12 protein-coding genes are annotated in these 14,599 nt (G+C 26.6%); 9 read left to right on the top strand and 3 right to left on the bottom strand.

Annotated features, from left to right (window positions below; genetic code table 11):
- The first annotated feature begins 2 nt into the window (after positions 1 to 2).
- From NSA50_RS16415 to NSA50_RS16425, 3 genes are all read left to right on the top strand, one after another.
- Positions 3 to 1,379 carry a sensor histidine kinase gene (locus tag NSA50_RS16415; protein WP_257446821.1) on the top strand — a complete coding sequence of 459 codons (1,377 nt, stop codon included), beginning with the start codon at positions 3 to 5 and terminating at the stop codon, positions 1,377 to 1,379.
- 213 nt (positions 1,380 to 1,592) lie between these two features.
- Entirely contained in the window at positions 1,593 to 2,804 is a 1,212-nt protein-coding gene (locus NSA50_RS16420) for a DNA glycosylase AlkZ-like family protein (RefSeq protein WP_257446824.1), read from the top strand.
- Positions 2,805 to 2,833: 29 nt separating this feature from the next.
- Entirely contained in the window at positions 2,834 to 3,502 is a 669-nt protein-coding gene (locus tag NSA50_RS16425) for a hypothetical protein (RefSeq protein WP_257446827.1), read from the top strand.
- Here NSA50_RS16425 and NSA50_RS16430 read toward each other — a convergent pair.
- Together NSA50_RS16430 and NSA50_RS16435 are read right to left on the bottom strand one after the other, a co-directional pair.
- The gene (locus tag NSA50_RS16430; protein ID WP_257446830.1) at positions 3,466 to 5,217 is read right to left on the bottom strand and encodes an ABC transporter ATP-binding protein; all 1,752 of its coding nucleotides are present in this window, start codon (positions 5,215 to 5,217) and stop codon (positions 3,466 to 3,468) included. The genes NSA50_RS16425 and NSA50_RS16430 overlap by 37 nt on opposite strands.
- A 16-nt stretch (positions 5,218 to 5,233) precedes the next feature.
- Positions 5,234 to 6,952 (bottom strand): ABC transporter ATP-binding protein, encoded by a 1,719-nt coding sequence (locus tag NSA50_RS16435; protein ID WP_257446833.1) that lies wholly within the window; start codon positions 6,950 to 6,952, stop codon positions 5,234 to 5,236.
- Between the two features lie 445 nt (positions 6,953 to 7,397).
- Here NSA50_RS16435 and NSA50_RS16440 point away from each other — a divergent pair, with 445 nt between their 5' ends.
- The 6 genes from NSA50_RS16440 (at position 7,398) to NSA50_RS16465 (ending at position 13,863) form a co-directional block, all read left to right on the top strand.
- The gene (locus NSA50_RS16440; protein ID WP_257446835.1) at positions 7,398 to 8,195 is read left to right on the top strand and encodes a DUF368 domain-containing protein; all 798 of its coding nucleotides are present in this window, start codon (positions 7,398 to 7,400) and stop codon (positions 8,193 to 8,195) included.
- Between the two features lie 173 nt (positions 8,196 to 8,368).
- Entirely contained in the window at positions 8,369 to 8,644 is a 276-nt protein-coding gene (locus tag NSA50_RS16445; RefSeq protein WP_195263037.1) for a hypothetical protein, read from the top strand.
- Between the two features lie 286 nt (positions 8,645 to 8,930).
- Positions 8,931 to 9,458: a flavodoxin domain-containing protein gene (locus tag NSA50_RS16450; RefSeq protein WP_195263038.1), complete on the top strand. Its 528-nt coding sequence runs from the start codon at positions 8,931 to 8,933 to the stop codon at positions 9,456 to 9,458.
- A 1-nt stretch (position 9,459) separates the two neighbouring features.
- Complete coding sequence (locus NSA50_RS16455) at positions 9,460 to 10,233, top strand: peptidase MA family metallohydrolase (protein ID WP_195263039.1); 774 nt, start codon at positions 9,460 to 9,462, stop codon at positions 10,231 to 10,233.
- A gap of 80 nt (positions 10,234 to 10,313) precedes the next feature.
- Complete coding sequence (locus tag NSA50_RS16460) at positions 10,314 to 12,134, top strand: S8 family peptidase (protein ID WP_257446840.1); 1,821 nt, start codon at positions 10,314 to 10,316, stop codon at positions 12,132 to 12,134.
- A 4-nt stretch (positions 12,135 to 12,138) separates the two neighbouring features.
- Entirely contained in the window at positions 12,139 to 13,863 is a 1,725-nt protein-coding gene (locus tag NSA50_RS16465; protein ID WP_257446843.1) for a S8 family peptidase, read from the top strand.
- A gap of 657 nt (positions 13,864 to 14,520) precedes the next feature.
- On the opposite strand, the gene NSA50_RS16470 is transcribed toward NSA50_RS16465, so the two are convergent.
- Positions 14,521 to 14,599: IS3 family transposase (locus NSA50_RS16470; RefSeq protein WP_257446846.1), on the bottom strand; the 79-nt coding region annotated here is incomplete at its 5' end.

The raw sequence follows: 14,599 nt of genomic DNA on the forward strand, positions 1-14,599 counted from the left end.
TTTTGAGTAAAACCTTAAGAGGTAAGCTTTTAATTGGGACAATAGTATCAGTGGTAACGATAAATACAATATTTACCATATTTATTTCATTATTTTTAGATAAGTCTTTTAAAAATGATATTATAGAAGAAATGAATAAGATTAAATTAACTTCTTTAAATATAATTAGACAAAATGAAATAATAGAAGAACCTATTTGGAAAGCATTATCACCAATTAATGAAATAACACAAGGATATGTTACTATATCTGATGATTATGGAAATATAAATCAATCAATAGGAAAAGTTATAAATAATGAAGAAATAATTGATATAGTTAAAGAAAGTAATAATATTAAATCAGTAATCAAATTTAAACATGAAAATAACTCTTATTTTGTAACTTATAATTATCCATTATATATTAATGATAGCTTTAGTGGTAATTTAATAATACAAAAAGATTATACAATTAAGTATAATGAAATGATAAAGACAATAGGAATTATCATTTTTGGTCAAGTAGTTGCTATCTTAACAATTATATATGTTATATCTTTTATAATTAAGAAGGTTACAAAACCACTTGGAGATTTAACCACTTCTATGAAGGAATTTAAATTAGGAAAAGATATTAAAGATATAGAGATAAATACACAAGATGAGATAGCAGATTTGACTAGAACTTATAATTCTATGAAAAATCAAATTAATAATCAAGAAAAAGCTCTAATAGAATTTTTTAATAATGCAACTCACGAACTAAAGACTCCAGTTACAGCTATTTCTTTATATTCTCAAATAATAAGAGACGAAGATATAAAAGAAATTGATGAGGAATTTTTAAAAAGAGCAAGTAATAGAATAGTTCTTGAATGTGAAAAGATGAAAAAGTTAGTAGAGAAGATTTTAGAAAGTTCAAGAGGTAAAATAAGTAAAGGTAAAAATAAGAGTGAATTTTCATTAACTAATATAATAAAAGAAATAATAGAGGATTTAGAATTAAGGTTAAAAAATAAAGATCTTTATATAAAAGAAGAGTTAGAAGAAATTATGATATATGGAGTTTTAGAAGACTTTGAACAAATTATTTTAAATCTTTTAGATAATAGCATAAAATACTCAGATTCTAATGAGATTTCAATTAAATTATATAAGGAAAATGAAAATATAGTATTAAAATTAAAGAATAATTGTTTAGAAATTCCTATTGATATAAAGGATAGGTTATTTGAACCATTTAAAAAATACAATTATTACGATGATATATCTAAAGAAGTGAGTAGTTCAGGTCTTGGTCTATATTTAGGTAGTGAACTTGCTAAAGAAAATGAATGGAGTTTGAATTATGAATTTATAGATAATGATATTATATTCACCTTAATATTAAATATATAAAATTAAGCCTATGCAAAATTAAAAATTAATAAATGCATAGGTTTTTTATAATAAAGAGATATTGTTTTGTAAAAATATGTTAAACTATATTTATAAAATATGTGTTTGAAATGTATAGTTATCGAATAAATTTAACTACAAAAATAAGCTTAATTATTGTCATGTTATATGGATTTAAATTAAGTAAGCATAAGGTTTTTGAGAGGTGAAAATATGCAAGCAATTACCATATCAAAGGAAGATCTAAGAAAATTCCTAGTAGTATATCAAGGGCTATATACTACTAATACTTTTATTGGAGAAGAAGGGATTAAAGATTTTATAAAAAGAGTAGGATGTGTTCAATATGACCCATTAAATGTTGTAGGAAGAAATGCAGATCTTGTTATGCAATCGAGAATTGAAGATTATGATCCTATAATGCTAGAGGATTTGCTTTATAAGAAAAGGGAGTTAATAGATGGATGGGATAAAATGATGGCTATTTATTCTGCTGAAGATTGGCAGTATTTTAAGAGAGTAAGATCAGAAAGAAAAAAGGAAGTTGAAAATGTACTAAGACATAGAAATTCAATTGATGCAATAAACTATGTTGATTTAGTAAAAGAATATATTGAAAAGAACGGAACAGCTAATCCATCACAAATTGATCTAGGTTCTGTAGAAAAAGGGTTATGGGGACATGGAAAACTTTCAAGTGCAACAATGGATTACATGTGGAATATGGGGGTACTTGGAGTAAAGGAAAAGAAAAATACTCAAAAGATATATGATTTAATTGAAAGGCTATTACCTAAAGAAATAATATCTAAAGTAGATCCTTTCAAAAAAGATGATGAGTTTTATAAATGGTACTTTAAGAGAAGAATAGGAAGCATAGGGGGATATTGGGATAGGAATGGAGAAGGCTGGCTAGGAAATTATGTTTCCCATAAAAATCTAAGAATAAGAATATTAAATGAATTGGTAGAACAGGGTGAACTAATTCTTATAAAGGTAGAAAATTTAAAAGAAAACTTTTATTTAAGAAAAGAGGATATATCGATTTTAAATGACTCTAATCGTATAAATGAAAATAATATAAAAATTTTAGCTCCACTAGATAATATAATTTGGGATAGAAAATTAACTAGAGATATTTTTAATTTTGATTATACTTGGGAAGTATATAAGCCTGTAGATAAGCGGAAATATGGATATTATGTTTTACCTATCTTATATGGAGATAAAATTGTAGCAAGATTTGAACCAGAACTTCATAGAGGAAATGAACCATTAGTAATAAAAAATTGGTGGTGGGAGAATAATTTTAAAATAACAGATGAGTGTATAGATGCTGTAAAAGAGGCTTTAGATAGGTTTTGCAAGTATTTAAAAGCTGATGGAATATCGGAAGATTCATTTAATAAAATAAATAAAATATAAGCAAATATCATATAAAATGGGGGAAGAGAATGTTTAAATTAGATCATCTAGTAATAAATATCGATGAATGTTATCAAAAAGACAAAAAATACATAAGTAAAATAGTTGAAGCTGGTTTTCCATATGAACCTAGCTTTGGAAAAGGAACAAGGGGATTTAAGGTTTCTAATATATGGATAGGTAATGAATATTTTGAAATGGTGAATATATTAAAGCAAGAGGGTGGAGGATGGATAGAAAGTTGGACAAACTTATATAATAATGGGCATAGGGGCTTAGTTTGTTTGATGATAGATACAAATAGTCTTGATAAGATTTATGATATATTTAAAAATAGAAATATAAATATTTCAAAGCCAGAGTTTTTAAAATTTAAATGGTTCTTTAATTTATTTATGAGAACAATGCCTTGGAGAAATAGTTATGTTAACTTTTTTGAGGGGATTCCACTCCAAATTGGTTTACAAGAGATGAAAGATGATAAATCACGTAAGTTTATGGAAGAATATATGGTTCCAAATAGTATAGATAATGAAATTTTAGGAATAGAGAAGATTATAGTAAAGGGTCCAATTACTACTAATGATATAGAATTAATAAAGAAAATTTTTAAAGAATATATAATAAGAGATTTTCCACTAACCATGACATTAGATAATAATCAAACCTTAATATTTAAAGAAGATAAAGCAAATTGACTATTATATAAATTAGCATAGAATCCACCTTTATTTAATAGTTCATCATGAGTACCTTGTTCTATAACTTTTCCATTATTCATAACAAGAATCAAATCTGCTTCACGTATAGTTGAAAGTCTATGAGCTACAATAAAAGTTGTTCTACCTTCCATTAATTTATTAAAAGCTTTTTGAATATAAATTTCTGTACGTGTATCTATGCTACTAGTGGCTTCGTCTAAAATAAGCATTGGTGGCTTAGATAACATAACTCTAGCAATGCATAGTAACTGCTTTTGACCTTGGGATAAAGAATTATCGTCAGTAAGGATAGTATCATAGCCATTAGGTAAATTCATTATAAATTTATGAGCATGAGCATTTTTGGCAGCTGCTATTACTTCTTCAAAAGACGCACCAGGCTTTCCATAAGCTATATTTTCTCTAACTGTTCCAGAATATAACCATGTATCTTGAAGGACCATTCCGTATAAACCTCTTGTACTATTTCTAGTAATATCATCTATATTAATATTATCTATTTTAATTTCTCCAGAATTTATGTTGTAGAATCTCATAAGTAAATTAATTAGTGTAGTTTTTCCACAACCAGTTGGACCAACTATTGCTATTTTATCTCCAGGTTTAACTTTTAAATTGAAGTTTTCAATTAACTTTTTATCCTTACTGTATGAAAATGAAACATCATTTATATCTATATATCCTTCACAAGAATTTAGAATAGTTGAATCTTTAGGATCTGGAATTTCTTCTTTTTCATCTAAAATTTTAAAAACCCTACTTGCAGATGCAAAGGCAGCTTGAAGTTCTGTAATAACACCTGATATTTCATTAAATGGTTTAGTATATTGATTGGCATAACTTAAGAATGATGAAAGCTGACCTATTGTTATAGCACCATTAATAGCACTAACAGCACCAATTATTCCTACTGCTGCATAAACTATTCCATTAACAAATCTTGTACAAGGATTAGTTAATGCTGAATAAAACTGAGCCTTTTGTCCGTATTTATATAATCTTTTATTTATTTCTTCAAAAGTTTCTTGTGATCGTTCTTCAAATGAAAATGCTTTAACTACTTTTTGATTTCCTATCATTTCTTCAACATATCCACTTAGCTCACCACGGACTTGAGATTGCTTTCTAAACATAGAATGGCAATGTTTAGCTATAGTAGAAGCTGTAAATAAGGATAGTGGAGTAATTACAACTACTATAAGAGCAATTTTAAAATTTATGGAGATCATAAATATTAGTGTTCCAATTATAGTTACTATTCCTGTAAAAAGTTGCGAAAATCCTTGTAAAAGACCATCAGATACAATTTCTATATCATTAATTACTCCATTTATAATAGATCCATGAGAAGTACTATCTATATATTTTAAGGGTAAAGCATTGATTTTATTAAATACATCGATTCTTATATCCTTAATAGTTTTATAGCTCACAATATTAGTACATCTAGTCATAATAAGCTGGAAAATGGAAGAAAATATAACTGTTAATGAAAGGGGAATTAGTATTTTAAATAATCCATTAAAGCTAACATTACCTGGACCGATTATTAAATCTACTCCCTCACCGATAATAATTGGAGTTAAAAGTGTAAGAGTTATATTAATTATTGCACTAAAAAAAGCAAGAATTATATATTTATTATAAGATTTAGTATATCTTAAAATTCTTTTTACTAATGAAATATTCATAATATGAAGTCACCTCCTAATTTTTTAATTGAGAAGAATAAATTTCTTTATATACTTCGCAATTGTTAATTAGATAATCATGGTTGCCGATACCTGCTATTTCACCATTATCTAGAACTATTATTTTATCTGCATTTTTAATACTACTAGCTCTTTGAGATACCATTATCACTGTAGTATCTTTAACTTTTTCTTTTAAGGCTTTTCTTAGGTTTGCATCTGTAGCAAAATCTAAAGCACTTGAGCTATCATCTAATATTAAAATTTTAGGTTTTAAAACTAAAGCTCTTGCAATTGTAAGTCTTTGCCTTTGGCCACCAGATAAATTTTTACCGCCTTGAAGTATATTTGTATCATATTTTTCAGGTAAAGCTTGGACAAAAGATGATGATTGAGAAATTTCTAATGAATCTTCAATGTCCTTAATAGTGGCATCTTTATTTCCCCATCTTAAATTTTCTATTAATTTACCTTTAAATAAAACAGCTTTTTGAGGAACTATACCTATTAAGTTTCTAAGAGTTTTTAATGAATAATCTTTAACATCTATTCCATTTATAAGTACTTGCCCTTTTGTAGCATCATAAAACCTTGGGATCAAATTTACTAGAGTAGATTTTCCAGAACCGGTACCACCTATAATTCCAATAGTTTCGTTTTTATTAATAGTTAATGATATATTACTTAATGAATATTCATTAGAGTCAGCATATGAAAAGAAAACATCTTTAAATTCAATAATTGGAGCTGATGAAAACCTATAAGACTTAACAATACTGTTTTCTGTTATTGTAGATTTAATTTCTAAAATTTCATTTACCCTATTAGCTGATGTAGATGCTTTAGTAAGTGTAACTATTAATTGAGCAAAAACTATTAAGGCAAGAAGAATTTGAGTTATATAATTAACAAATGCTATTACTTCACCTTGAGTCAATGAACCTGAATTTACTCTGATTCCACCAAACCATAATATAGCAACTATAGATAAATTCATAATTATATATGTAATTGGATTAAGAAGAGCAGACATCTTTCCTACATTTATAGAGGTATTACTTAAATCATTGCTAGCATCATTAAATCTTAACTTTTGACTTTCTTCCTTAGAAAAAGCTTTAATAACTCTTGTACCATCAAGATTTTCTCTAGTTATTAAAGAAATATTATCAAGTTTATTTTGAATTATTTTGTATAAAGGAAGAGATTTACTCATTATAAAGTAAATCACCAGTGCAATAAGCGGAGTTGTGATTATAAAGATAATAGAAAGCTTTAAATCTAAAGCTATTGCCATTATAGTTGAGCCAATTATTATAAAGGGGGCCCTAGATCCCAATCTAATCATCATAGCTACACCGGTTTGTATTTGATTTATGTCATTGGTTAAACGAGTGATTAATGTTGGAGTACCTATTTTATCAATTTCAGCATGAGAAAAACTATTTATATGCTTAAATAAAGCACTTCTAATTGAAGTACCAACACCTTGAGATGCTATAGAAGCATAATACTGGCAAATTAAAGCGAATCCAAGCCCACTAGCTCCGAGAAGAATAAGTACACCGCCCATTTTAAGAATATAAACTATATCATTATTTCTTACGCCTAAATCAATTATTTTAGCCATAACTATAGGAACAAATAATTCTAGAATTGCTTCTATTAATTTGAATATTGGACCAAGTATAGCTTCTTTTTTGTAATCTTTCATGAATTGTATTAGTTTTATCAATATTATCAGTCCTTTGTTATAATTTTAAACTTAAACATTATTATAACATTAAGTCCTAATAATGAAAGTATATTATAGTTTCTAAAAATGAGATAAACTAATAAAATATTAGGTATGTAAAATTATAGTTTAGTATTTAATTTTCTATAGTTTTCATCTTAAGAAATTCTTTAGAATAATTTTCTTTAATGTTTATTTTCTTTAGAATAATTAGTGTATTAAATTATAAATACCAATGGTATAATTTAAAATAACATTATGTGGTAGCTAGAATACATGTGTCAATATCTTATAAAATAGTAGTATATTAAATAAGCATACAAATTTATATTGATATAAAATAATAAATACTTATGTTAAATATATGTTAAGGCTTTTGACTTTTTTGTATAGAATATGCTAGTATGGGAAACAATACAATATAATTTTCGATAGAGGTGTGAAAATGGATTTTTTTAAAAATTTTTTTAAAGGAGTGGTAATTAGTATATCGCAAATTGTTCCTGGAGTTAGTGGTGGAACTATTGCAATGATCCTTGGAATATATGATAAGCTACTTCATGCAGTAAATAATATTATTAAAGATTTTAAAAATCAATATAAGATATTGATGCAGGTAGGAATTGGGGCAGTTGTAGGAATATTCTTATTTAGTAATATAGTTAAAACATTATTTGATAATTTTCCTATTCCAGTTGGATATTTATTTATTGGTGTAATACTAGGTGGAGCACCACTTATGTTTAGAAAAGCAACAGTTAAAGGGTTTAAGAAAAGCAGTCTTTTATATTTAATTGCTGGAATAATTATAGTTTTAATGATGGGTACTCCCAATAATGATGCATCAGCAATAATTACTTCGCTAAGTTTAGGTAACTTTTTATGGCTTTTCATTGGTGGAGTAGTAGTAGCAGTAGCTCTTATCTTACCTGGTATAAGTGGATCATTTATGCTATATGTTTTAGGTTTATATAATACAGTTATAACAGCTGTAGTTCAAATGAATATACCAGTCTTAATACCAATAGCAATAGGCGGAATTGTCGGAACATTGGCAACAGCTAAAATAATAGAAATGTTATTACTAAAGTATCCAGAACAAACATATATATTAATATTTGGATTTATATTAGGTTCAGTATTTTCAGTATTCCCAGGCATTGATGGAGTAAGTAGTATAATAGGTGTAATTCTTGGAATTGGAGGATTTATATTTACATATTATATTAGTAGAAATGAATAATTAGAAAGTATTAAGATTGAGGTAAGTACCTCAATCTTTTGTTTTAGAAAAATTAAGAAATATTAAGAATATAAAATGGTAAATTATGTTTAATAAGTGCTGGGGTTTGTGTATAATTATTATAAAATGTATATTAAATTTTAATTTAAGAAAGAGAAGAAAGGAAAGTATAAATGGAGATAAATAAAAAAATATGGTCAATAATAGCCGTAATTTTTTCTGTAATGACATTAATATTAATTGGAATGTATTTTGGAGGATATATAAAGTTTGATTTTGTAATTATGACATTAGGATTAAGTCAATTATTTTCTGGAGTAAGCCAAATAGAATTATCAAATAGAACAAATTCGAATGCAGTAAGAAAACGAAATAAAAGTGTTGGGATATTTTCAATTATTATAGGGATTGTAATTTTCTTAATGGCTATATTTCAAATATTTTTTTAGACAAGTAAAGTAGGAAAATGACATTAGTAATTTAGATTAACTCAACTGAAAGAGAGAATTTATAGATTCATGATGTCTATAAAGTTAGAATGGAAGATTTGGAATGGATATAATAGATGATTACTTATTATGAATTAATAGATATATGGATTAAAAGGTTCTATACAAGGATTCAGATATCAATAATTAAAAAAAGTGAAGCTAGAGCTAAAATAATTTTATAATAATTATAAATAAACTTATATAAGCAATAAATAAAAAAATAAATATAAGGGGGAAAGGTTGTATGTCAAAGATAGCAGTTGTATATAAAAGTAAGTATGGGGCAACAAAAAAATATGCAGAATGGTTATCAGAAGATATTGGAGCAGATTTATATTTGCAAGACAACTGTAAAGTTGAAATTCTTAATAGTTATGACACTATTATTTACGGTGGAGGAATTTATGCTTCTGGAATAGCTGGATTATCTTTTATTAAAAAAAATTATAGTAAGTTAAAAGATAAAAATATAACAATCTTTGCAGTTGGAGCATCACCATATGATGAAAAAGCTTATAATCATCTAAAGGAACATAATTTATCTGGAGATTTAGAAAATATTAAACTTTTTTATTTAAGGGGAATGTTTGATTTGAAGAATATGACATTTAAGGATAAATTACTAATTGGGATGTTAAAGGGAGTTTTAAGTAAAAAGGATTCATCTCAATTTGAGCCTTGGGAAAAGGCGCTTGTAGAGTCAATGGATAATGTATCAGATTGGACGAGCAGAGATAATTTAAAGGAAATTAGAAAGTTCTTAGGGGTATAGTATGAATAAAAAGGTTTCAATAATAGGGATATTTATATTAATTATGATAATTATTATTACTTTTGGTTATAGAAAGTTAGGAACTATTGAAGATAAGATAAAACTGCAAGAAGAAGACAAATATTTTAAGTATTATTCAAATGAAAATGATTCAAAGGCTATTAAGGAGTTAAGCGAAGTATTGAATGATAATTATAGTGCTATAACAGAGCGTTTTGACACTAATTTAGAAACAAAAGTAGAAATAACAATTTATCCGAATATAAAGGAATTTCATAAGGCTATTGGAAATGAAGATGCTAGTGATGGAATAGTTGGAGTTGCATATGACAATACAATAAAAATGGTATCACCATTAAATCCAGGTTCAATTCATAACAAGGAATCACTTCTTAAGGTTATTGTACATGAGTTTGTGCATATAGTAACATTTAATATTAATAATCAAAAAGAAAATAATATACCTACTTGGTTTATGGAAGGTATATCAGTTTATGAAGCTAATCAAATAACAGATTATGAAAAGAAAGCTATAAGAGAAAATCTATCCCAAAATACAGATATTACTATAGATGATATAAATGATAATTTTTATAATAATCAATTTAGTTATTTATATTCAGGATCTATAGTAGATTTCATTGTAAATGAATTTGGATATGAAAAGTTAATTCAAGTTATAAAATCTCCTAATGATATAGAAAATATTTTAGATTTATCAATTGAGGAACTAAAAAATAATTGGATTAACTATGTAGAAAAAAATTATAAGTAATTAAAGATGAAGGAACTTTTTAGAATATTATATATAAATTAAATATTTATATTATAAATAAATATTTAGTGAGGATATATATGGCTAACAGAAATAAGTGTAATAAGTATTACTACAATGAAGATTCACCAAATTTTCTAGTGGAATATGGTTTAGGATTTCAAGAGGAAATGGAAAAGATAGATTACGCATGTGGAGATATTATCACTGAAAGAATAGGTATTGTATCAGTATCTTATTATAATTTAGAGAGGCTATTATCTGAAGTTAAAAGTATAATTTTTTTAGAACCTAGAAGTACCTATGTTCTTCAAGATATATCTCCAAATGATGTTGATGAAATTTATGTAATAAAGGGTAATCCGTATTTAAATCTTTTAGGGACAGGAGTTTTGGTTGGACTAGTAGATACTGGTATAGATTATTTAAATGAAGAATTTATTAGAGAAGATGGATTAACTAGAATACAAAGTATATGGGATCAAACAATATTAAATGGTAGAAATGAAAATGTTTATATTGGAGATGCATTTACATCTGATGAAATAAATAGAGCAATAAGTTTATCAAAAGCTAATGGAGATCCATATAGTATTGTTCCATCTAAAGATACTGTTGGGCACGGAACAAAAATGGCAAGTATAGTTGGTGCTCGAGGATATAATAACAATGTAAAAGGAATAGCGAGTGATTGTGAATTTGTTGTAGTAAAGTTATTAGAGTCTCTTAATTTTAAAAAGGTATTAAGAGAAAATAATCTTGAAGATAAGAATTTATATAATTCTTCCGAAATTTTAGCTGGAATAGATTACTTAAAAAATTATTCATTAAAAGTTAAAAAACCAATGGTAATTTGTATAGGTGTAGGAACAACAGAGGGAAGTCATGATGGTAATCTCTTAACATCTAGATATATAACTGACGTTGGAAGAAATAGAGGTATTATTTCTGTTTGTGGAACGGGAAACCAAGGAGCAGCTCAAGGACATACATCAGGATATATTAAGAGTGTAGGAGAAATTAAAACAGTAGAACTAAAAATTTCTAAGTTTATGGTTAACTTACCTTTTTATATTTGGATTCGAAGACCTAACAGAATGTCTATAAATATAATATCTCCAGATGGAGAAAAATCTAATATTATTTCATCTAAAAGAAAAAATAGAGAAGAAATAAAATTCGTATTAAGTAATACAATAATGCGTTTATATAATTTTCTACCTGAACATTTTACAGGTCATCAAGCAATAATAATAGGATTTAGGAATTTAGTACCAGGAATATGGAAAATACAGTTGAGTGGTGATTATATAGTTGACGGAAGATATGATATATGGTTGCCACCTAAAGAAGTTTTACCAGAAGGAACTGTCTTTTTAGAACCAGATCCAAATATAACATTAACTATACCTTCAACAGCAAGAAAAGTTGTAACTGTAGCATATTATAATAACGAAAGAAATGTAGGAATTTCTGAATCTGGAAGAGGATTTAACTCTAATGGTTTAATAAATCCTGACGTTATAACTGCAGGAGTAAATATTTTAACAACAAAACCTTTAGGAGGAGTAAGTACTTTTTCAGGAAGTTCAGCAGCAACAGCTATATGTGCTGGAGTTTGTTGTCTTTTATTACAATGGGGAATAGTAGAAAAAAATAATTTAGTAATGTATTCAACTACAGTAAAATCATACCTTATGTATGGAGCACAAAGAAGAAAAGAGTTTACTTATCCAAATAGGGAAGTAGGTTATGGAGTAATTGATATAGTAGGAACATTTAAGTTTATTGCGGGATTATATCAAGATTTAAATAGAAATGTTGTTAAAGAAAGCAGTGACTATAGTGAGTATTGGATTGGAGATATTTTTGTAAGGATACCAAGGGAACTGGAGGACTAATATTATGGGAAATAACAAAATTAATGAAAATCTTGAATATTATTTTATAAATCCTGACTATAAGCAATATATGGTACAGTATGAAGGTGATATAAAAGGAGAATTAGAAAAGTTTTCAGGGTATAAAGTTCTTATAATTGATGAAAGATATGCAATAGTTGCTACAAAAAGTGGAATAAACTTAGAATTAACTTACAAACAATTTTCTACTATAATTTATTTATTATTTCCAGAATTATACACTCTACAAGATATTAGGCTTAGTGGAGAAGAACCAGAAAGGATGATTGATATACAAAATCCATTAGGTTTAACAGGTGATAAAACTGTTATTGCAATTATAGGTACAGGTATAGACTATTTAGCTAATGAATTTATTGGAGAAGATGGGAAAAGTAGAATAGAAATGATTTGGGATCAAACTATACCTTCAAATGGATATTATGAAGATATTAAAGTCCCTTATGGTAGTGTTTATACAAATAAAATGATAAATAATGCTATAAATGTGTTTAGGAACGGTGGAAATCCATATAACATAGTACCAAGTAGAGATGAAAATGGACATGGTACAAGTCTTGCAAGTATAGTAGGAGGATTTAACAGAAAATCGAGTTTTAAAGGAGTAGCCAGTAGTTGTAGATTTATAGCCATAAAATTAAGAGAATCGAATCATTTTAAAAGAGAATATGGGATAAATGTATCTTTATATAATTTAACTACAATATATATATCACTAAAGTTTTTATATGAATATAAATTAAAAAAACAAGAGCCAATAGTAATATTATTACCACTTGGAACTAATTCTGGTAATCATAAGGGGAATGGAATATTAGAAGAATATATAGAATCTCTTGCTATGAGTAGGGGAATAGTAGTTGTTACAGGAACAGGAAATGAGGGAGCAAATGGAGGGCATGCATCTGGAGTAATTAAAAAAGAAGGAGAGATAAAAGTTATTCAACTAGATGTAGATCAAAGACAAAAATTTTTAGCGGTAGAAATCTGGGTTGATGTTCCAAATGTTATGACGATTGAAGTTATATCACCATCTGGTGAAAGTACTGGACTAACTCCATCATTATTAAATTCAGAAATGAGCTATAAGTATATACTTGCAGAAACAAGTATTGAAATAATGTATTTTATGCCTGAGTTAACATCAGGTGATGAATTAATTAGAATTGTATTTAATAATTTAATTCCTGGAATATGGCAATTCAGATTAACAGGTAGATTAATTATGGATGGTACTTTTAATGCGTGGTTACCACAAAAAGGAATGTTGCATGGAAATACAAGATTTAGCCCATTTGATCCATATGGAACTTCTACTAATCCATCAAATTCTAAATTTATAATTTCTATAGCAAGTTATAATGAAAGAAATAATAATATAGTAAATTTTTCAGGAGTTGCAAGCCTTGAGGACTATATAGATAGAATAGATGTAGCTGCACCTGGGGTAAATATTGTATCAATGTCCCCTGGGAATAGAATTTCTATAGTAAGTGGAACTGCAGTTTCAGCTGCTATAGTTGCTGGTGTTTGTGCATTACTATTTGAATGGGGAATAATAAAAGGTAATGATCCATATCTTTTTGCACAAACTTTAAAATCATATTTAGATAGAGGAACATACCAAAGAAAAGGAGATATATATCCTAATCCTCAATGGGGATATGGAATACTTGATGTATTCCAAATTTTTAGAAGCATGATTTAATAGATATCATAATAGAATTAGTAGGAATAATATTAATATATTAGATAAAAACAATTTTAATTACAAATAATTAGGTATGAAATGCAAATGCAAATATAAAATATATATAATTTATATAATAATATTTTAAAAGTAATTATTATTGAAAAAGATGTTTTGATATATAGGCTACTCAAAAAGTCAGAATTAAATTTATTAGGAGATATTGATAGAAGAGAGAGAGTAAATGAGGTTTATCATTATAAAAGTAATAAGTTAAAAATATTAAATAAATTCTATAATATAGAGGGTTGGAACATAAAAGAACTAATTTAAGAACACTGTAGATTTTTATTTTGCATTAGGAGCAAGAATTGCAAATGATATAAATAGAGAATTATTTGATTTAGAACCTCTTAATATACATATGATATTAGATTTTTAATATTTTAAATATTATAAACAAAAAGATAGTACGAGATGTTATAGAATCTAAAAGGATTGTATTAAAATAAATTTCGATATTAGCAATTAAAGATTCATTTTTTCACATATATAAATAATATATAAAAATTTATATTTAAGCTTAAAAACATCTTTAAATAAGTAAAATCAATGGTTTAAAAGGGGCTCGCGAAATAAACTGATACCTATGTCAAGGACATTATAAAAAAAGGGTTATGCACAAAGAAGATGATTTCTGTATTGAACAGGGGTCATCTTTTTTTGATCCCATTTATATCTGTAGTTATTATAA

Origin of the sequence: Clostridium mucosae (genome assembly GCF_024622765.1) — a bacterium.
Taxonomy (GTDB): domain Bacteria; phylum Bacillota; class Clostridia; order Clostridiales; family Clostridiaceae; genus Clostridium.